Genomic DNA, 19,193 nt, shown 5'->3' with positions numbered 1-19,193 from the left:
ACCGCATCCACCTGTCCGTTGTGATGAAAAGTCTGACCCACTACACATTCAATCGACTAACTCTACTTCTTTGTTACCCTGGATGATCTGCTTCAATTTGGCTGAAACCGTGCCAAGTAATTTGTCCACGTCTTCTTCCGTTCGAAGTGTCCTCACAGCCAGGAGATTGCCCACTTTAACCCGTTCCTTCTGGGGAGCAGGCGTTGGTTCATCTGGACCGTTTGGTCCCTCTGGTATCTTCGTGCTTTCAATCTCACGGTCGATGACCTTATCTTGCGCCACTTTAAAGTTGGCACTTTGGGCAATGCATGCATCGACTTTGAATATGTCCGTGTACCCATCAATGGTCTTGAACAAATCCTCGTAGTAAGACCGAATGCGATTTTTCGTCGCCTCAGATACCCCATTTTGATTGGCACGAAGGCTCAAGTACTCGTAATCCTGTTGGATTGTCCCTTTTGCCGCCGACTTCTTCTCTTCCAATACAGCCTTGATTTGCACGTCGATTGTATTGACCAACTCAGGAATGTCCTTGATCCTGTTGTAAGGTACGGGATCATTCAGGATGACTTGAAGTTTTTTTGCGGTATCCTCAATCGGCATGCCCGCGAGATACACCTCGTTCTCCGTGTACCTTTCAAATGCCCGCAAACCTTTGTCGAAATGATCCTTCTGGTGCTGGAAGAAGCTCTTCACATACGAGACATCCTCTTCCCAATCCAAGAGGTTGTCTTCCAGGTCTCTGAGCTTTGTAAAGAACGAAACACTGTCCAATCCCTTCGTGAATTCGCCGAAATATTCCAGCCCTTTGTCCAAAAGACTCAGCCCTGGATACTTTCGCCCGTCATACTTACTCTTTAGCTCATGGATCTCCCTGACCTGGTCGTCGATTAACTGACGAATGTCCTTTAGCAATCCGTCTTCATCATCGGCTACATCCGTTCTATTGAACACTTCCTTACAGATGTTTCGTGCCGTTTTCAACAACGCATCGTCAACTTTGACCCGTTTCAGCACGATGACCTTATCCACTTCAGTTGCCTTGGTTAAGGCAGTAAGGGTGGTAGGGTCTTCAGGTCCCAGATACTCCGCATTGTAACGAAGCCGTATGCGTTGTTCTTTTAAAAGCTCGGCAATCAGTCCTGCGATATCGAGCGGTTTCCAACCATATGGTTTTTCGCTGAAACGATCCAACAAAATCTTGACCCGCACTTGCTTCTTAATATCATCCTGAAGAGTGATAAAATCGAATACCTCTTTCATCGCCAAAGCATTCTCGTTCGACTTAGCCCCTTCCAAGGTGATTTGTGTGGTGCTACCCTTCAAGAGCGAACTCAAGTCTTTCTCAGAATCCAGGAACCTCTTCACAAGTCCAAGCTTCGTATATACATTGTCCACCAACTCGTGAAATGCGGCGTTGATTTTGTCTTTAACCGTCGAACCTTTCACTTCGATCTTGTTGCCGTTTATGAAGAATTCCCCATCCTTAATGGCATCCTCAAGCATCTCGCGAACCCGACGCTGACGCTCTCTGAGTTCACCTTGTTTTGCAGTCAAGATGATCTGGATGTTCTCTGGGAGTTGGGCAGGGTTCTTCTTCCTCAGATACTCTTTAACCTTGAGGACTTCTTCCATTTCATCTGTATAAGCTCCGTTTGCACCGAGCTTCAAAATCATCTCGTGACTACCAGAAGACATGAGCATCAATTCTTGATCCGACTTTTCGTAGTGCTCAGACAAGGGGGAGAGAATGTTAATCCCAATCGCTGACGTCTGATTTCCGCGATTCTTCTCGTCCATCTTTTGGTTGAACGAGAAGGTATATTGCGACGAGTACCGATATTTGTTGCCTTCATAGAGACCGTCAAAGATAAGGTCGGCGAGTTCCTTCTTCACTAAATCCTCTTCGACCTTGGTAGACTTGATTTCGCGGTTCACGTCCTGTTCGTCATCGGTTAGGAACTCAAAAATCTCGCCGTTCTGTTGAATCAGCGTCTCTCGGACGAGTTTCCGTAACGAAGCTGTGATCTTTTCCTTCAGTGCCAGCTTGTCTTCGTCGATACTTGTCACCATCAGAGTGGCGATGTTGTCGATGTTGGCAGGAAGCTCCTTGATGTATTTGATCAAGAAGAGGGTTTTCAGCACGTTCGCGTTGAATTCGTCATCCTTCAATGAAGGATTCTCATACGCACCTTCGATCACTCTCACAATTGAAGGGGTCAAGAATTCCTTAATGGTATCGTAAAAGGCATAAAAGGGGACAAGTACACCCTCCTCTGCATCCTTAAACTGCAATGCAGATTCCTGGAACGCGGATAGCATGGAGCGTTCCCCTTCAGCCAAGTGCTTGCCTGAACTTCCATGCTTACGGACTTGTTCAAACACGTTCTGTAGGAGCTTAAACTGATACGGGAGAAACGGATACACATCCGCAAACTCCCTTTCATCTGAATAGCCTCTGAAATCAGCCGTTGCCTCCTTAAAGCTGATCAAGTTCTTCAGGGTGGCACTCTTGTCGTGATAGAGCAATTTGAGCATATCTGTGGCATGATCTTTTTTGAGCAAAATACGCTTCTTGATGACTTCATCGACCGAAACCGATGACAAGGACAAGCGAGTATCAAACCGTCCCTGAATGCGGGAGAAGTCATCGCCCTTCACCTTGATGATGCTGTCGATGCTTTCCTGTGCAGTGACCATAATCCAGACTTTACCTTTACACTGGGTTCCCAAATCTTCTGCCAGGGTTTGGAGATTGAGCATAAGCTGACGGCTGTCCCCGATGTACTGACCAATCTCATCGACAAGGAAGATAAGGTGGAAGTTGTTGCTCTTCTGTTCGACATACTCCTTTACTTCCTTCGCAAACTTCTCGATGCTGATCTCATAGTTATTCACACCGTTCTCAAACCAGTTTCTCGCGGTCTCCTCGGACATGGACGTAACCTTTGTCAAGGCACCGATCACATAGTCCGCGTCAAAATAAAAAGTATTCCGCCGATCTACCCATTCCTCCCCAGACAGGGCTTTGAACTCCTGCTTGAAGTCCTCATACACGCCCTCTTTGGTGAGATACTTCTCCATCTCCGCTACACCTGGAATGTCGCCATAGAAGCCTTGGTGTTCGTAAAACACCTTCAGAAACACCCGAAGAATGGCATCTTCTTTGGACTTGTTGTCGAGCGAACTCTTTGAGTCAATGTTGAACAGAATGACTTCGGTATCAACATTCGCTGTTCTCGCCATGTTTGCCAGAATCAGCGGGTCTTGAATCTTGTCCTTAAAGAAATCGACGACCTTCCTACCTTTGACCTCCTTATTTTCCAGTAGGTAAGATAGAATTTTCAGAAAGTGCGACTTACCTGACCCAAAGAAGCCCGAAATCCAGACTCCCATTTTATCGGTGGCACCATCGATGCCCTTCTGATAGTTTTCATAGAACTTCGAGAAGTGCTTCAGCAGTTCCCTGGTGACGACATACTCGTCGAGTTCCTGAAACTTGTTCTCTTCATCCGTTTGCGCGACCTTGATGACACCTTTGATGTTGCGTTCGAGATCCTTCTGAAACATTTGTCTGATTTTCATGTTGGCTCCCCCTACCCGTTAATCCACCAACCGAAACGCTCGGTAATAATTGTCGTCCTTGATGCGATTAAACAGTTTTAGCGACAGCCCATCGTATGTCCCTGGAAAGAACATGATGACGGGGATTTTGTCCAGAACTTCTTGAAGGTTATTCAGTATGTTATGGGAGCGTACAAAGGGATAAACCTTGCCAACTCCCGTAATCAGAACGACGTTATGGTCATCGACTTTTTCTCTGATTTTTTGAAGGAACACATCGGGTTTAGCGAAGTTCACCATTGCCTTGAACAAAGCTTCCTTCCCCTGCTTCTCCTCGATTTGAAAGATGCGTTCAAAAATCCGCTTCTCTTTGGCTATCTCGATCATGGTCTTGTATAAGTCAATCTCGATGATTCGACGATTCGAACCATCATGACTGAACTCTTTCATGATATGGCTTACATAGTCCCTCACAATAAGCTCATGCTCTGGGGGGTAGTCAAATACGTAGAAACTGATTTCGTTACCAAGTCCTCTACCTTCAAGAAACTTGTCTTCTTGAATCTTGGGGATGATCTTGTCCAATCTCTTGCGTAAATCAGCAATACTACTCACTCGAACCATTCCCCCATTGCTTTTACATACGCTTTATCTCCAATGCCGACTAAATGCCGCTTCAACTCTTCATCCATCAAGATTCGATTCAGCGCTCCTGTTTTTCTATCTCTTGCAACGCCCGAATCCACTAACACTTTTATGTATGCTTGTTTTAATTTATCGAGGGTCTTCTCTGTCCAAGCCGCAACCGTTTCACTTTGCTCGGATTTGGCTGTCATAAAGACATTTACGTCTTTGCGCTCCAGGTGATAATCGCCACGCTCAAACTTATCTCGAATCACTTCGTTCATAAACTCGAAAAACAAGCGGTCTGTCTTCATAATCGCATACAGATTGATGATTTTTCCCGTCTCCAACGACTTTTCCACAACTATACGGCGCAAGGTGTCATCCAGCGCATTGATTCTACGTAAAACAGAAGGAAGACTCCGTTTGATACTTGATTTTACCTTATATCCGAACAGGTTCTCAGTGCGAACCTTTTCCCGTATCTCTGAATCCTGTAGCCCTTGCTCTTTTAAGAGCACAACCTGCTTCAATTCGAAGAACAAAAATGACGCACCCGTTAAAGTGCAACTATATTTCGACCGTTCTGGCATCACTGATTTCCTCCGTGGGATACGGATGATGAGTCATCCTGTAGCAATCCATTCATTTGTAAGATTCGTTCCACGACGACAAGCCGTCTCTTCCCACATTGTTGCCTCAAAACGGTCGTAAAATCTCCATGTTTCAATACCTTTTCAGGATTATTCGTATAAATGTCTTGGACATTTTTAAAGAGAGTCTCTTCATCCACTTCATCTTGCCAATAAGCATCTACAATTGAATTGAGGGCAAGGGCAAGCTCTCGTTGCGTCTTATAAAATAGCTTTAGGTTCATAGCCACCCCCACCATGTCAAAAGTCATTTACTCGTTATACATTTATTATTCTATTCTTATTCGATGACTCCTACAAGAGGTGCCAGCGAGATGATACAGGTAAAGAATAGCCTTTAGGGAGCTTGGGACGTGCTCAAAACTACGTTCAAAACGTTCTACTCGACAAATCATGTTGTCTCTATGTATCGGCGTTGGTTATCCCAACGCCTTTGACCTCTTCTCTGCTCTATCACGCCATCTGACGCTCATACTGCAAGATATCGAACAATGGATAGCCAATGTGCTTAATCATCCTGCTGAAGATCCGCGCCAATTCGTCCACTGTGGCTTCCACCGAGTCCAATACCTTAAAGTAGTAGCCGATAGTATTGTCTTGAACCTTGACCCTTTTATCAATCCTCTCCCTCAAAATCCACGGTTTCGTCGCAAATAGTTGAAATAACTCACGATTTGCTTCTATACTGGCCCCAGAGTCAACCCAGATAGATGACGTGAGGTAAAATAGACGTAGTGAGGTGTTTGACTCATGCCAGGACGTAAGTAGACTTTGGACGAGAAAATGAACATTGTGTTGGAAGGGATGGTTCCCGGGGCGAATATCAGCGAGGTTTGCCGACAGCATGGTGAGGCCCAAAGTCTGTATTACAAGTGGCGTGACGCATTTCTGGCTGGTGGACGAGCAGGGCTTTAGTCAGGTCCTTCTACCCGGGAGCAGGAGTTGGAGAAGCAGTTGCAGGAAGCCATGAGCAAAATTGGCGAGCAAGCTATGGAAATCGATGTGATGCGAAAAAAATCGAACTGGGTCCGGAAGTAAGTAGCCGTTCCTTGGTTGCTCAGTTCATCAAGGAAGAGTTTCGGGTACCAGTGATTGCGAAAGCATTGGATCTGAATCGAACTTATTGTTATAGCTTGTTAAAGGAACCTGTGAAGAAGGCGAAAAAAGCGGTTATAGATAAAGACGCCCTATTGGAACAACGGATTCAACATCTATGCGAAAGATTCCCACGATATGGATACCGTAGAATCAAGGCATGTTACGCCGTCCATACAACATGCAGGTAAACCACAAATGAGTATACCGGAGCATGCGGGAAATGGGATTGTTGGTCAAATCCCCACAGCGAGAAGCTTTCCGAAAGAAGCGGTCTGGAAAGATTCCGGTGAGTCAGTCAAACGAACACTTCCAGTGCGATATGACAAAGATTTGGTGTTGTAAGGATGGCTGGTATATCTGTTCGCGGTCATCGATGCGTACGTGTAACCGTCAAATCAAATTCTTCCCTCGCCATCTCCCGCCTCAACCCTGCCTCATCCTTTGCCCCGCCTGACTTTTCTAGACTCTTCCTCACTCCAACCCAGTTTCTACCGTCAAATGAATTTCTTCCGTAGATCACGCCTTTTCCCACCCGTTTTTCTCCGTAATTTTTCCAAATTCATCGATTTTGCGTAAAATGAAGTTGTTCGCTGGCGCGAGGGGGAAAGGCAGGGTTTGAGGGTCAAGGGAGGACAGATTTGGTCAATTATTTTTTCGCATTTTTGATCGGGCATGGTCGAGGAATCCTTGATATTTCGGGCTTTTTCGCGTCTGGTAGCTCTCAAAATTTTGCTCTGAGTTTCCCCCGCCTTTCGCTCTCAGGCATCAAAAAAGCACAGGCGAATTCAGGCTTTTGACCCGAACCCACCCGTGCTGTAGGGAACAACTTATTTTACTCAGGGAAGAACTTTTTTACCTCGGGGAAGGATTTGATTTTGCGAACACAACAAACCCTTTTCTACATCCCAACTTACTCAACTGTAACTGATTTTGCCAAATTGCGCGGTTTATCGACGTCATTACCACGCGCAACAGCAGCATAGTAAGCCAACAATTGCAATGGAATTACCGTCAACACTGGGGAGAGTTCGGCACACTGTTGAGGCAGATAAATCACTTCGTCTACCGAATGTGCCAAATCTTCATTCCCTACCCAAGTAATACCAAGCACAAAAGCTCCTCGCGCTTTCACTTCCTTAATATTACTGAGCGTTTTCTCATATAAGTGAGGTTGGGTTGCAATGGCTATGACCGGCACTCCATCGGTGATGAGAGCCAAAGTACCATGCTTCAATTCGCCAGCCGCATAGGCTTCCGCATGGATATATGAAATTTCCTTCAATTTCAAAGAGCCTTCCAAGGCAACCGAGAAATCCAGGCCCCTACCAATAAAGAATGTATCTTCCGCATGGACCCAATCAGCAGCAAATTTCTCCAATTGCGGCGCTGTATCCAGAACCTGCTCAGCCAACTGGGGAAGATTGGCCAGTTGCGTTACCCAATCATGCGCATCATCGCTGCTCATCAACCCTTTGACTTGTGCAAAGTAAATCGACAGCAAACAGAGCGCAATCAGTTGCGTCGTGTACGCTTTTGTAGACGCAACCGCAATTTCAGGACCAGCCCAAGTAATCAGAACATCGTCCGCTTCCCGAGCAACTGAACTGCCAACCACATTAGTAATCGCTAATACTCGCAAACCTTTCTTTTTGCAATCCCGCAGCGCCGCCAACGTATCGGCAGTCTCCCCAGATTGCGAGATGACAATCACGAGCGTATTGGACGTGTGCAGTACATCTCGATACCGATATTCACTAGCAATATCTACTTCTACCGGAATACGCGTCATCTTTTCCAACATGGACTTTCCTACCAAGCCAGCGTGCCATGATGTGCCGCAAGCTACAATATGGATACGGTCGATCTCGTTGATTTCTTGAGTCGACAGCTTCAATTCAGGAAGTTTCACTTGTCCTGCCGTCTCATCGAGGCGTCCCGTCAAAGTATCACGAATTGCCTTTGGCTGTTCGTGAATTTCCTTCATCATAAAATGATCGTAACCGCCGCGTTCTGCCGATACAGCATCCCAGGTTACTTTATAAACCTCTTTTTCAACCGGATCGCCATCCAGAGTGAAACATTCCACGCCATCCCGCCGAATCATCGCCATCTCTCCATCATCAAGAACGTAGATATCGCGAGTATATTCAAGGACAGCCGGAATATCGGAGGCAACAAAATTCTCTCCGTCACCAAGACCCACAATCAATGGACTGGATTTACGCATAGCAATAAACTCGTCCGGATGATCTTTGCATATCACTACAAGCGAATAGGCTCCGCGAATGCGTTGCCCCACAGCTACCATGGTCTTGAGCAAATCGCCATTGTACATCTCTTCAATGAGATGAGCTACCACTTCTGTATCCGTCTCGGAACTGAATTGATGGCCTGCCGCCAGCAATTCTTCTCGTAAAGGCAAATAATTTTCGACAATCCCATTGTGCACAATAGCAAACCTGCCACTGCAATCCTGGTGGGGATGAGAATTTTCATCCGATGGTTTGCCATGCGTTGCCCAGCGGGTATGGCCAATAGCCAAATGTCCATTCAAGGTGTTGCTGGCTAACTTGTCTTCCAAATTGCTCAGCCTGCCAACGGATTTTAAAACTTTCACGCGCTGATCTTCAAGAATGGCTATGCCAGCCGAATCGTAACCCCGGTATTCCAATTTTCGCAAACCGTTGACAACAACATCCAATACTGGCTTGGCTCCAATGTAACCTACAATTCCGCACATAAGCTTCGATTGTTCCTCCTCGTTAGCTTGCTCGTCCTTGTGCTCGCAGTCACCTGCCAGTTTTCGGACTTCACTTGCGGCGCAGCTTAGCACCGGGAGGCATCCGCCGAAACTTTCGCCAACCTCCACCGCGTCAACTGTCCTCTTAGAAGAGGCAGCCCAGGCGCTTCCATCTTCGTCGTGTCAAAGATTCACGGCGATAGACCAGACTATGAGTACTTCAACATTTTTGACTCTCACATCACCCCCTTTAAAAGATATAGACATACGATAACCGTTCCTGGCAAAGCCACTCTTGTTAGACAGACAAATGTCTTTACAGGCCGATCTCGCTACGAATGACACCCGCGATTCTCTGAACACAATTTTCTAGTTCACGTTCATCTGGCCCCTCCGCCATGACACGCACAATCGGTTCTGTTCCCGATTCACGAACCAACAGACGCCCGTCTTCTCCAAGCCTCTCTTCTTCCACTTTCATCACTTGCTGAATAGCCGCGTTGGTCCTCCACGCCGTTTTATCCGTCACGCGAATGTTTTCTAAAAGTTGCGGGTATCGCTGCATAACTTTACGCAGCTCGGCCAACGTCTGACCGCTTTCTACCATCACGTCAACCAATTGCAAAGCTGTCAGCATACCGTCTCCTGTTGTTGTGTGATTAAGAAAGATAATGTGCCCTGATTGCTCACCACCGAGTACAGCTTGACACTCGCGCATACGTTCCATCACATAGCGATCGCCAACAGCTGTACGTTCTACATGTATACCCGATTCTTTCATCGCTTTTAAAAAGCCAAGATTGCTCATAACCGTTGCCACAATCGTATCGTCGCGCAATTCACCGCGTTTTTTCATTGCCAATCCACAAATCGCCAGGATATAGTCACCATCTACAAGTTGTCCCGTATGGTCAACAGCGATTAGACGGTCAGCGTCACCATCAAAAGTTAATCCCAAATCGGCACGCTCCTGAAGAACCATACGCTGTACAACATGCGGATGAGTCGAGCCGCATCCGACATTAATATTGACACCATCAGGTTGACTGTGAATGACCGTTAAGCGCGCACCTAAACGTTCAAAAAGTGCAGGGGCAAGAAAGGAAGCTGCACCATTGGCACAGTCCATGACAATGTGCAGACCCTTAAAACGATGGCGTACCGTTTCGGAGAGAAAATCCAAATATCGCCCCGTGGCTGGTTCATCGTAAAGCCGCCCCACCTGAGCCCCTACAGGACGCGGTAGATCATCTTGCCCCTGTTCCATTAAGCGCTCGATTTCCAACTCAATATGGTCGAGAAGTTTAAAACCGTCACCGCCAAAAAATTTAATTCCATTATCTTCAACAGGATTGTGCGAAGCCGAAATCATCACACCCGCATCGGCTCGCAGATGGCGTGTTAAGTAGGCCACACCTGGGGTTGGAATCACACCCAGACGCAGTACATCGACGCCCATCGACAATATACCGCTGATTAACGCAGCTTCCAGCATATCTCCGGAAATCCGCGTATCTTTACCAACGACAAAGCGCGAGCCCGGACGTCTGGATGTCAGTGTATAGGCTGCCGCTCTCCCTAATTGAAATACGAGTTCCGGTGTCAACTCCCGATTGGCCACACCTCTTACACCATCTGTGCCAAACCATTTCCCCATCCATAGACCGCCCCTTTCAAAGACTCAATCATTTTGCCACAAGAACAAGCCAGTGATCTACCCTTCTCTCACGTTGATAGTAACGTCTGTTTGCGAGAGACTCGCCACACTCACATATCGAGGCACACTGACCTGTATAGGCACTTGTTGCACGCCAGGATGGAGATTTTGCGCATTGATAAATACGCCAATATCAGATGACTGTAAATTTTGCAATAGAGAAACAGGTCCATAAAGCTGTAAGGAAACCGCTGGATTACCAGTAAATATAATTTGTTCATTCGTCGCCGCGTTTTCAATCGTGATCGGCAAATTTTGAAAACTCTTAGTGGATGCCGGTTCAATCTGCACGCTGACCTCGACTTGTTGAGGCTGGATAGACTGCACTCCGCTGGGGATTGGAATGTCTACTTTACTCGAAGTGTTACTATCCAACTGATTGACATTTACAGGTACTGGCAAGGACGAAATAGGTTTGTTCGATCCGTTGGGCCATGTGTAAACATTGACTTCTGAAGGCTGTAGGGTAATGCCAGCCACAGCATAGCCTGCTGCAGGTGTTCCATCAATCGCCGGCTGAAGAGTAACATGTTCTTGTAGACCCGCTAGCGCCAAAGAAACTTTTGCGCTGTCTGGTTCTACGACAACCCCCTGCACAGCCTGTCCTTCCTGATTCACAGCCACCAAGGGAACCGTATTTGTCCATAAGCCATCCGTATGGTTGGTAACGTTTACCTTGGCTACTACACCAGCAACTTGCTGTAAGTCCCGTGCTTTACCGCTAACGGTTGCCTCTTTCGGAGCAACAGAGATTTTAGCGATTTTGGCTTGGTTATTTGCCAAACTCACTTGTATAGGAAACGTGGCTGTCATTTTATTGGCTAAGTTAACAGCTACTGAAGTCGGATCGACACTGTAAGACTGAACATTGGGCATTCCTTGCAATTGAACATGCAAAACATGTTGACCTGGTGAAAGTCCAATAGCGTTGACCGTTGCTTCGACACCCTGCATTTCGGAGGAGAGCTGAACAGCGTTTATTGCACTCACAGTCACCGTTAACTTGACTGTGCTAGGCTTCACTGAAGTCACCAACATACTCTTGTTCAATTCCACATGGATAGGTCTTTCAAAGGTCTCTACAACACTGGCCGCACCTGTTGGTGTTGCAGGAGCATGCACAATCACCCAGAGAATGCAGGCCATAATAAAAGCCAGCACCTTCAGGACATTGTTGTTTTGGAGAAATTTGTCCATATTCATTCTCCATACCTCCTACGAACCCTTGCGAACCCGAAGTAAAGACGGAATTTTTCGTTTCTGTCGGGCAATTAATAAATCCCTCAGTAACTGGCGAAGCGTATTTTCACTCAGAAAACGAACCAAATTACCGTCCACCCCAACAGAGATACCGCCAGTTTCTTCTGAAACCACAACAGAAACAGCGTCCGATTGTTCCGTTATTCCAATGGCTGCTCGATGTCGAGTCCCTAACTGCTTGTCCAATTCACGATTCTCTGTGAGTGGCAAAAAGCATCCTGCCGCAATGATTTGCTCTCCACGCACAATCACCGCCCCATCATGCAAAGGCGTATTAGGCACAAAGAGATTTAGTAATAACGCATGAGAAATCTGTGCATTCATCCATGTGCCTGTCTCCACATATTCACCGAGACCTGTTTTACGTTCCAAAACAATCAACGCTCCCGTCCTTGTTTTGGAAAGTTGGCTGGCGGCTAGAGCAATTTCATCAATCGCTCTGGCCATCCCTTCGGAAGCTTGATGATTGGACAGGGAGAAAAAACCACCGCGGCCCAGTTGATCAAGAGTACGTCGCAGTTCTGGCTGAAAGACAACCGGAATAGCAAAAAAGCCTACCGTAATAATTTTATTTAACAACCAGCTGAGCGCTTGTAAATGCAAGGCACTGGAGAGCGCTGTAGCAATGAGAATGACGAGTATACCTTTTAACAACTGAACCGCACGCGTTCCACGTACAATCAAGAGGAGTCGATAGAGTACAAAAGTTACAATGGCAATATCTAGGACATTTAGCAAGCTGAAATTGCGCAACACGGTCAACCATGCGCCCATGAGAAATCTTCACCTGCCCATCATCTTGCCAGTTTTTTGCCCGATCCCGCTTTTTTCCTCTGTGTTTTCTCTATCCGGATATTCAATGAATGCGTTGACTTTTGAGTTGACAACAACCGCCGTCCTTGCTTCTTTGGTCGTTTGGAAGCGGAAAGCGAACGCGATGGGCTGATTGCTTTTAACCAAGTCTCAGCAATCCAGCGATGTCCGTCATCGTTAGGATGAATAGGATTCCCCCGCAAGCGCACATCTTGCAACACACCTCTTCGATAGCCTTCAATGGCCAGCGATTCACGACCATGCAATGAACGATACATATCGACCAACTTGACACCTTCTTGCCTTGCAACGCCAGCGATAGCATCATTGAGTAAGTGAATGGCTTCTTCCGCCAAATGCGAATTGGGAAACGGATTATACAAATTTGCAACATAGATTTGCATTTTGGGTCGACGTATATGTTGAATCATACTGGATAAGTTAGCCCGCAGCCGCTCAGCAACACGCCGCAACGGAGCAAAATCTCCAGAAAGTACAAATGGCATCGCACGTATGGCGTCGTTCCCGCCAATCCAAAGCGTTACATAGCGCGTTTCATCCCAAATCACTTCAGGCGTGCGAAGAATGGATTTTAACAGTTGTTTCGAAGTCCATCCTGGACGTGCCAAAATAAACAGATTCGGTTGAATGGGCGAAAAACCTTTTCGATGAATCAAGGACACAAAATTATGATTAGGATTTGTCGCCGAATACCCATAGGTAATTGAATCCCCAAGCGCTGCATAGAGCAATGGAGTCTCCGCCTTCCTGGTGGAAGGCGGTATGCGAACAGAATGGACGCCGTTACATCACCGTCTTACCAAACAAAGATTCTACCAACTCGACAGCCATATTCCCCGTTTGGTTGTGAATGTCCAGAATAGGATTAACTTCAACGACATCCACCGAACGAATCTTCCCAGAAGCAGCTAGAATTTCCATGGCAAGATGTCCTTCCCGATAAGTGACACCCCCATTTACCGGTGTACCTACCCCTGGGGCGAATGTTGGGTCGAGCGAATCCAAATCGAGTGAGAGATGAATTCCTTCCGTTTGGTTGGAAGCAATGCGAATGGCTTCTTCCATTACCGCTGCCATACCCATACGATCAATCTCTGCCATCGTATAAGCGCGAATGCCAGTTTGGCGAATCAGTTTGGCCTCATCCTCATCAATGGAGCGAATCCCCACCAGGACCACATTTTCTGGTTTAACCTTGGGAGCGAAACCACCAAGATGTATTAATTCAGGATGACCAAGACCAAGATTGACGGCGAGTGGCATTCCATGAATATTTCCAGAAGGTGTTGTTTCTGGAGTATTCATGTCTCCGTGCGCGTCAAACCAAATGACCCCAAAAGGGCGTCGACTGGCAGCAATTCCAGCCAAACTGCCAATGGAAATACTGTGATCGCCACCTAAAATAATCGGAATGGCGTCCTCCTCCATAACACGGCTGACTTCACGATATAAATTTTCGCATACCGCCTTCACTTCATCAAAGTATTTCAGCTTCTCATCCTTTACGGTATGCATCTCAGGTGTAGGCACCACAATATTTCCTAAATCTTCCACATCATGACCAAGACGCGCCAGTTTTTCCGACAAACCTGCATAACGTATAGCGCTTGGCCCCATATCGACACCTCTTCGCCCTTGTCCGAAGTCGGATGGTGCTCCAATAATTCTTAATTTAGCCATTTTATACTTTCCCCTCCTGTTTACCCATGTGAGACATGTAGCGAGCCTATGCCAACTTGAATTAAATGGGGGGTTACGGTCGACTCAATGACCGCTGCAATGAGCAGCAACCCTACCATGAAAGGAAAAGCTCGCAAATTATAGCGTACCACTATCTTCCAAACGCTCTCTTTACGAATTTCTGGGGACACTGGATGGTTGATAACCGAATCATTTCGGAATGCGTTTAAAAGCGAAGTTAACAACGTCCACCCATTGAGCAACCCTACTGCTGACGCCCAAAATACAGCAGTCAATTCAAAAATCCCATGTGGAGCCAAACCATAGAGAATCAATTTCCCTGCAGGTATGCCCAATTGAGCATCTGCATGCAAGAGATAACCAATGACCATACCGTTTAACCACATGTTCCAAGCAGGAAAAAGTCCGAAAACAACACCTAAAAGCATAGTCATAGCAATACTAAATGTATTGTGCAAAAAAATATACAGAAAAAAACGAAACCAACTATGCCCTTCTAATGATTGTACAGATTGCTTCATCTGATGCAAAACGGGCTGAGCCAAATGACTCGCCAAACTAGGTTGATAAAATCCGAACAACGCTCCAAGCAGCAAAAATAAAAGTGAAGCTAAAAAAAGTGTACGAATCCCCTGAGGTCGCTGCCCTATTGCCGCTAAACCCTTTTCTCTCACGCAGATTTCCTCCTTCATACAATTTCAATTCAGCGATTTTCTTAACACTGCATAGCAGGCAAGAAAGAGGCGCACACTTCGCGTTAGGCAGATTTCCGAAACTGGAAGTCGATTGCTGAAAATCCATAAAGAATAGCCCGTAGAGAACTTTGTATAAGGAGTGAAACGAGTGTTTAAAAAATCATTTCGCCTTTTGACAAGTATAGGTATGGCTGTACTTTTGTCTGCTGGACTGATTGGCGCCAAGCCGCAAACGGTCATGGCTGCCAGCAAACCGCCAAATGCCATTTATAAAGTGGATACCGACAAGAAAGTGGTTGCGCTGACGTTTGATATTTCTTGGGGAAACAAAGTCCCCGAACCGGTTCTTGACATTTTACAAAAAGAAGGTGTCAAAAAAGCAACCTTTTTCTTAAGTGGTCCTTGGACCTTACGTCATCCGAAAATCGCCAAGAGAATCCAAACTATGGGATTTGAAATTGGTAATCACGGCAACTTACACAAAGACTTTTCTAATTATCCTAACAGTTGGATACGTGAACAAGTTGCACTCTCTGAAAAAGCAATCCAACAAGTCACAGGGGTAAAAACCAAACTTATTCGTACACCAAATGGAGATTTTAATCCTAGAGTATTGAAAACTTTACATGATATGGGCTATACCGTAATTCAATGGAATACAGATTCATTGGATTGGAAAAACCCAGGTGAACAAGCCATTGTTAAACGCGTAGTTTCTCGCGCTGTGCCCGGAGACATCATTCTGATGCACGCCAGCGACTCATCCAAACAGATTACAGTAGCTTTACCGCAAATTATTCATCAATTACGAGCCAAAGGTTATCAATTTGTAACCGTTTCTGAATTGCTCAGCAATGCAAAAGTTTCCACCAAGGTTCAATCTTAAAAATTGCAGGGTCCATCAAAATGGCGGCGCTTGCCTATCACATCTTACCTTAACCTGTGAAGTCCTGCCAAACCGCATAATGTCTTGGTCTCCTAGACATACTGAGGACAACAAGCAAGAGAACGGGGGATGCCTGTGAGCAAGCGTGCAACAGCCATAGCTCTGATGATGGCTACCGCAGTCGTAGCCGGTTGTGGCGCAGGCGCCATGGGTGCTGACAATTCGTCTTCTGCCTCGGCAGCTAGCGGCGGACAAGACTATGGCGCTACCAAACAAATGGTTCTTGATATTCTACATTCTCCCGAGGGCAAATCTGCTCTTTACGATATACTAAAAGACCCAACTTTCAAGCAACAATTGGCTGTCTCCAATGCTGACGTCAGTAAAGCATTAACAGCTAGCTTGCAATCAGAAAAATTTCAGCATCTACTCTCTGAACAGATGAAAGATCCAACTTTTGCATCCGATTTAGCCAAGGCCTCTCAACCTGAAATGTTGTCTACCATGAAACAACTTTTACGCGATCCTGATGCGCAAAAAGATTTGTTAGTACTGCTTAAATCAAAAAGTTTTAGCACCTTTTTGGAAGAGCAATTTCAATCTCCAGAAGGTCGCAAGGATATTATGAATGTCATGATGCAAGCCATGGACAACCCAACGTTTCGCATGAAGTTCCAAGATGCCCTGAAAAAAGCTGTCTCAGACAGTATGAAGAGCCCAGGTGGCAGTGGGAATTCATCACAGCAACAATCGAGTGGTGGCTCTGCTGAAGGTGAAAGTGGTTCCGGTGGTGAAGAAGGCAATCAAGAATCGGGCAGCAGCTAAATTTGTATGGACATAAACGTCAGAGAGCTGATTTAATCCTCTCCATTGAAGAGAGGTTGGTCAGCTCTCTAAGTTTTTATACAAATGTTGCAGATGAAATCAAACTAAGTCCTGACAATCCTTGTAGAGTATTAGATTTGAACCTGTTCTTGTTCCTGCAAATGGAGACGACGCGCTACTCTTTCTGCCAAGAGCGCATATTCCTGGCCCTGAGATGAATTTTTGCCAAAAAACGCTTTTTGTCCGGATTGCAAAATAGCCATAGGAATTTGGGCAATCACTTCCGTTTGAAGAGCTGCCGCAACCTTGGCTCCGCCGCCTTCGCCAAAAATTGGATAGCGTTCACCACAACCAGGGCATTCAAAATATGCCATATTCTCTACTACGCCAACAATTTCATGATGGGTACGAACACCCATAATCCCTGCGCGTACGGCTACTTCAGCCGCTTCCAACTGCGGTGTAGTTACAATAATTTCCTTGCATTGCGGCAGTAATGTATGCACATCAAGAGCCATATCTCCTGTTCCAGGCGGCAAATCAAGCAATACAATGTCTAATTTTCCCCAATGAACTTGTGAGAAAAAAGTACGCAACATTTTGCCCAGCATGGGTCCACGCCAGACAACCGGGCTGTTATCTGGAACAAAATAGTGCATGGAAATTAATTTGATACCTTCTACCTCTACTGGCAGAATCATTTCATCAATGACAGTTGGTTTTTTATCGACGGCGTTAAAAATGGCTGGCAGACTAAACCCATAAATGTCTGCATCTACTACACCTACTCGATATCCCATTTCCGCAAGAGCACGTGCCAAATTAGCGGTAACTGATGATTTACCTACACCGCCTTTGCCTGATGCAATCGCCAGAAAGACAACCCCAGAGTTTTCAGACAACAGCTCAGAGAGTGGTTGTCCAGTATTCTGTTGTGGACCGCGAACTTTCTCTGCAAACCGTTTTCTCTCTTCATCCGTCATATGACCTATTTTTACGTCTACCGTTTTAATTCCCGGAACTTCCCCCAATGCGCGTCGAACGTCCTCCTCAATGACAGTGTGTAAGGGACAACCGCGAATGGTCAATACGATTTCTAGTGAAACATGCGAACCGCGAATATCAATATTTCGTACCATATCCAAATCCACGATGCTGCGATGAACCTCTGGATCTTCTACTTTGCGGAGCGCATCGAGCACCTGATCTTGATTTACCAAATCAATTCCCTCCCAAAACTGACGAATCAAACAATTCAAAGAGAAAAGGCCATAGACCCTATACTACTTTTATATAACTTCGCTTTTGTTAGTTTAGCACAGATATCGCTCAAGAGACATTCACATTTTCATATTGTTCTAGACCATTCTCCATCCACATAATCGTAAATATTTGACTGTTTTTCATATGAGAAAGTACAGGAGCCGAGAAGTAAACAGCTTTTCCTGGTTGAAAATCAAATGGAGCTAAATTTTGAGGGGCAAACGTGATTTTAGAATCTGGAAGGGCAGAAATAGATATGGGCTGACTGAGAATCGGCAATTGGTCTCCGTTCCATGACTCTATGACCAAATGAAGGAGTTTTTCCGCAGATTCATTTTTTAAAACATATACCGGTTGCCCAAACCATGCATGGGAGGTGCGTGTGATTTCCAGTTTGGGCAAATTTGTAGAATTTGTTCGCACCACTCGTTCACTAGCATGAATCACTCGATGCCAAGCGAAAACGGCAAAACTTATAATGCTACCCATGCAGAGTAGAAAAACTAACAGTCGAACGTTGGGATGGCGTCGATTCTGAATTAAAATAGCGCATCAATCCTTCATAAAGCGAGTAAGCAATGATTTTCTGATAGCGTGGCTGTTTCAGCAAACGCAATTCTTCTGGATGGGTGATAAATCCAACCTCAACCAGAACAGCTGGACCATCTAGTCTTTTTAAAAGATATAAGCTTTGATTCGCTTTTATATCCCTTTGAGTTGGCAAAAGGTGTTCGCGAATGGCATTCATCATAATTTCAGCCAACTCCTTACTTTTTTCATCACCTTGTTTATAAAGCACATGAGCTCCTCTCCAAACTGGAGAAGGATCCGCATTACAATGAATAGAAACAAAAGCGTCATAGTGAACACTCTTGGCACGTAACAAACGTCCCCTTAAATCTCCACGATGCCGGTGTTTATTCGCTCTATCTTCTTGAGTCGCCAAATCCATATCTTGATTACGCGTCATGACAACGGAAATACCGATTTGTTGCAAATCATCACGCAAATACTCGGCTATTTTCAAATTGATATCTTTCTCCATATCTCCCTGCTGAGAACGCGCACCGCTGTCTACGCCTCCATGTCCCGCATCAATTACTATACATTTACGCACCAGATCAGCTTGTACTGTCGTTGCTGCCTGTACACAAGGAGGAGCTAAAAACAATGGAACCCACATTCCGAAAAAACAGCATGCTAACTTTTTAAACTGCATGGATCGCACTCACTTTCTTTATAAGCATCTTTGCTTTTGTAGAGTGACCCATTTTTCTTCTCAACATGCCATAAAACTTTTTTAACGACAAAAAAGAGAGCCTCTGGCTCTCTT

At 45.7% G+C, this 19,193-nt stretch carries 20 protein-coding genes; 5 read left to right on the top strand and 15 right to left on the bottom strand.

The window, feature by feature from the left end:
- Positions 1–48: 48 nt before the first annotated feature.
- Genes brxC through ACOJUR_RS03055 form a run of 4 tightly spaced genes read right to left on the bottom strand, consistent with a single transcriptional unit; the run spans position 49 to position 5,092 of the window.
- Positions 49–3,585: a BREX system P-loop protein BrxC gene (gene brxC / locus ACOJUR_RS03070; RefSeq protein WP_420949210.1), complete on the bottom strand. Its 3,537-nt coding sequence runs from the start codon at positions 3,583–3,585 to the stop codon at positions 49–51.
- A gap of 18 nt (positions 3,586–3,603) precedes the next feature.
- Positions 3,604–4,179, bottom strand: coding sequence for a DUF1788 domain-containing protein (locus tag ACOJUR_RS03065; protein WP_420949209.1), 576 nt, complete (start codon positions 4,177–4,179; stop codon positions 3,604–3,606).
- Positions 4,176–4,781 carry a DUF1819 family protein gene (locus ACOJUR_RS03060; RefSeq protein ID WP_420949208.1) on the bottom strand — a complete coding sequence of 202 codons (606 nt, stop codon included), beginning with the start codon at positions 4,779–4,781 and terminating at the stop codon, positions 4,176–4,178. Before ACOJUR_RS03060 ends, ACOJUR_RS03065 begins: the two co-directional genes overlap by 4 nt.
- Complete coding sequence (locus tag ACOJUR_RS03055) at positions 4,781–5,092, bottom strand: TIGR04540 family protein (RefSeq protein ID WP_420949207.1); 312 nt, start codon at positions 5,090–5,092, stop codon at positions 4,781–4,783. The genes ACOJUR_RS03060 and ACOJUR_RS03055 overlap by 1 nt, the downstream gene beginning before the upstream one ends.
- Positions 5,093–5,624: 532 nt before the next feature.
- Between ACOJUR_RS03055 and ACOJUR_RS03050 the strand changes: the two genes are divergently transcribed.
- Positions 5,625–5,756, top strand: a complete 132-nt coding sequence (locus ACOJUR_RS03050) for a transposase (RefSeq protein WP_420950491.1) — start codon at positions 5,625–5,627, stop codon at positions 5,754–5,756.
- 318 nt (positions 5,757–6,074) lie between these two features.
- Positions 6,075–6,281 (top strand): hypothetical protein, encoded by a 207-nt coding sequence (locus ACOJUR_RS03045; RefSeq protein WP_420949206.1) that lies wholly within the window; start codon positions 6,075–6,077, stop codon positions 6,279–6,281.
- Positions 6,282–6,306: 25 nt separating this feature from the next.
- On the opposite strand, the gene ACOJUR_RS03040 is transcribed toward ACOJUR_RS03045, so the two are convergent.
- The gene (locus ACOJUR_RS03040) at positions 6,307–6,471 is read right to left on the bottom strand and encodes a hypothetical protein (protein ID WP_420949205.1); all 165 of its coding nucleotides are present in this window, start codon (positions 6,469–6,471) and stop codon (positions 6,307–6,309) included.
- 106 nt (positions 6,472–6,577) lie between these two features.
- On the opposite strand from ACOJUR_RS03040, the gene ACOJUR_RS03035 reads away from it, so the two are divergent.
- The gene (locus ACOJUR_RS03035; RefSeq protein WP_420949204.1) at positions 6,578–6,736 is read left to right on the top strand and encodes a hypothetical protein; all 159 of its coding nucleotides are present in this window, start codon (positions 6,578–6,580) and stop codon (positions 6,734–6,736) included.
- A gap of 113 nt (positions 6,737–6,849) precedes the next feature.
- On the opposite strand, the gene glmS is transcribed toward ACOJUR_RS03035, so the two are convergent.
- From glmS to ACOJUR_RS03000, 7 genes are all read right to left on the bottom strand, one after another.
- Positions 6,850–8,679, bottom strand: a complete 1,830-nt coding sequence (gene glmS, locus ACOJUR_RS03030; RefSeq protein WP_203115501.1) for a glutamine--fructose-6-phosphate transaminase (isomerizing) — start codon at positions 8,677–8,679, stop codon at positions 6,850–6,852.
- Between the two features lie 316 nt (positions 8,680–8,995).
- Positions 8,996–10,336: a phosphoglucosamine mutase gene (glmM, locus tag ACOJUR_RS03025; RefSeq protein ID WP_072875165.1), complete on the bottom strand. Its 1,341-nt coding sequence runs from the start codon at positions 10,334–10,336 to the stop codon at positions 8,996–8,998.
- Positions 10,337–10,393: 57 nt separating this feature from the next.
- Positions 10,394–11,599 carry a CdaR family protein gene (locus ACOJUR_RS03020; protein WP_420949203.1) on the bottom strand — a complete coding sequence of 402 codons (1,206 nt, stop codon included), beginning with the start codon at positions 11,597–11,599 and terminating at the stop codon, positions 10,394–10,396.
- Positions 11,600–11,611: 12 nt separating this feature from the next.
- Entirely contained in the window at positions 11,612–12,430 is an 819-nt protein-coding gene (cdaA, locus tag ACOJUR_RS03015; protein ID WP_203114987.1) for a diadenylate cyclase CdaA, read from the bottom strand.
- Positions 12,431–12,450: 20 nt separating this feature from the next.
- Positions 12,451–13,221 carry an SGNH/GDSL hydrolase family protein gene (locus ACOJUR_RS03010; protein ID WP_420949202.1) on the bottom strand — a complete coding sequence of 257 codons (771 nt, stop codon included), beginning with the start codon at positions 13,219–13,221 and terminating at the stop codon, positions 12,451–12,453.
- Between the two features lie 52 nt (positions 13,222–13,273).
- Positions 13,274–14,170 (bottom strand): arginase, encoded by an 897-nt coding sequence (gene rocF / locus ACOJUR_RS03005; protein ID WP_203114985.1) that lies wholly within the window; start codon positions 14,168–14,170, stop codon positions 13,274–13,276.
- Between the two features lie 20 nt (positions 14,171–14,190).
- Positions 14,191–14,865 carry a stage II sporulation protein M gene (locus ACOJUR_RS03000; RefSeq protein WP_420949201.1) on the bottom strand — a complete coding sequence of 225 codons (675 nt, stop codon included), beginning with the start codon at positions 14,863–14,865 and terminating at the stop codon, positions 14,191–14,193.
- Between the two features lie 208 nt (positions 14,866–15,073).
- Between ACOJUR_RS03000 and pdaB the strand changes: the two genes are divergently transcribed.
- Both pdaB and gerD read left to right on the top strand, forming a co-directional pair.
- Positions 15,074–15,772, top strand: coding sequence for a polysaccharide deacetylase family sporulation protein PdaB (gene pdaB / locus ACOJUR_RS02995; protein ID WP_203115500.1), 699 nt, complete (start codon positions 15,074–15,076; stop codon positions 15,770–15,772).
- Positions 15,773–15,907: 135 nt separating this feature from the next.
- Positions 15,908–16,597, top strand: coding sequence for a spore germination lipoprotein GerD (gene gerD / locus ACOJUR_RS02990; RefSeq protein ID WP_306954175.1), 690 nt, complete (start codon positions 15,908–15,910; stop codon positions 16,595–16,597).
- 131 nt (positions 16,598–16,728) lie between these two features.
- Here gerD and ACOJUR_RS02985 read toward each other — a convergent pair whose 3' ends face one another.
- The 3 genes from ACOJUR_RS02985 to ACOJUR_RS02975 all read right to left on the bottom strand — a co-directional run bounded on the left by ACOJUR_RS02985 (position 16,729) and on the right by ACOJUR_RS02975 (position 19,043).
- Positions 16,729–17,817: an Mrp/NBP35 family ATP-binding protein gene (locus ACOJUR_RS02985; RefSeq protein WP_072875157.1), complete on the bottom strand. Its 1,089-nt coding sequence runs from the start codon at positions 17,815–17,817 to the stop codon at positions 16,729–16,731.
- A 109-nt stretch (positions 17,818–17,926) separates the two neighbouring features.
- Positions 17,927–18,349 carry a hypothetical protein gene (locus tag ACOJUR_RS02980; protein ID WP_420949200.1) on the bottom strand — a complete coding sequence of 141 codons (423 nt, stop codon included), beginning with the start codon at positions 18,347–18,349 and terminating at the stop codon, positions 17,927–17,929.
- Positions 18,342–19,043, bottom strand: a complete 702-nt coding sequence (locus ACOJUR_RS02975) for an N-acetylmuramoyl-L-alanine amidase (RefSeq protein WP_203114981.1) — start codon at positions 19,041–19,043, stop codon at positions 18,342–18,344. The genes ACOJUR_RS02980 and ACOJUR_RS02975 overlap by 8 nt, the downstream gene beginning before the upstream one ends.
- Between the last annotated feature and the right edge of the window lie 150 nt (positions 19,044–19,193).

This window comes from Alicyclobacillus tolerans, from assembly GCF_048984885.1.
Taxonomy (GTDB): Bacteria; Bacillota; Bacilli; order Alicyclobacillales; family Alicyclobacillaceae; genus Alicyclobacillus_I; species Alicyclobacillus_I tolerans.
The sequence above is the reverse complement of the archived record's forward strand: the minus strand, read 5'-3'. Positions and strand labels throughout refer to the sequence as shown.

Coding starts and splice junctions, on each gene's coding strand:
- ACOJUR_RS02980 (WP_420949200.1), bottom strand. CDS start 18,349: ATGGGTAGCATTATAAGTTTTGCCGTTTTCGCTTGGCATCGAGTGATT.
- ACOJUR_RS03060 (WP_420949208.1), bottom strand. CDS start 4,781: ATGCCAGAACGGTCGAAATATAGTTGCACTTTAACGGGTGCGTCATTT.
- ACOJUR_RS03045 (WP_420949206.1), top strand. CDS start 6,075: ATGGATACCGTAGAATCAAGGCATGTTACGCCGTCCATACAACATGCA.
- ACOJUR_RS02975 (WP_203114981.1), bottom strand. CDS start 19,043: ATGTGGGTTCCATTGTTTTTAGCTCCTCCTTGTGTACAGGCAGCAACG.
- glmS (WP_203115501.1), bottom strand. CDS start 8,679: ATGTGCGGAATTGTAGGTTACATTGGAGCCAAGCCAGTATTGGATGTT.
- rocF (WP_203114985.1), bottom strand. CDS start 14,170: ATGGCTAAATTAAGAATTATTGGAGCACCATCCGACTTCGGACAAGGG.
- ACOJUR_RS03055 (WP_420949207.1), bottom strand. CDS start 5,092: ATGACTTTTGACATGGTGGGGGTGGCTATGAACCTAAAGCTATTTTAT.
- pdaB (WP_203115500.1), top strand. CDS start 15,074: ATGGCTGTACTTTTGTCTGCTGGACTGATTGGCGCCAAGCCGCAAACG.
- ACOJUR_RS03050 (WP_420950491.1), top strand. CDS start 5,625: ATGAACATTGTGTTGGAAGGGATGGTTCCCGGGGCGAATATCAGCGAG.
- brxC (WP_420949210.1), bottom strand. CDS start 3,585: ATGAAAATCAGACAAATGTTTCAGAAGGATCTCGAACGCAACATCAAA.
- glmM (WP_072875165.1), bottom strand. CDS start 10,336: ATGGGGAAATGGTTTGGCACAGATGGTGTAAGAGGTGTGGCCAATCGG.
- cdaA (WP_203114987.1), bottom strand. CDS start 12,430: ATGGGCGCATGGTTGACCGTGTTGCGCAATTTCAGCTTGCTAAATGTC.
- ACOJUR_RS03020 (WP_420949203.1), bottom strand. CDS start 11,599: ATGAATATGGACAAATTTCTCCAAAACAACAATGTCCTGAAGGTGCTG.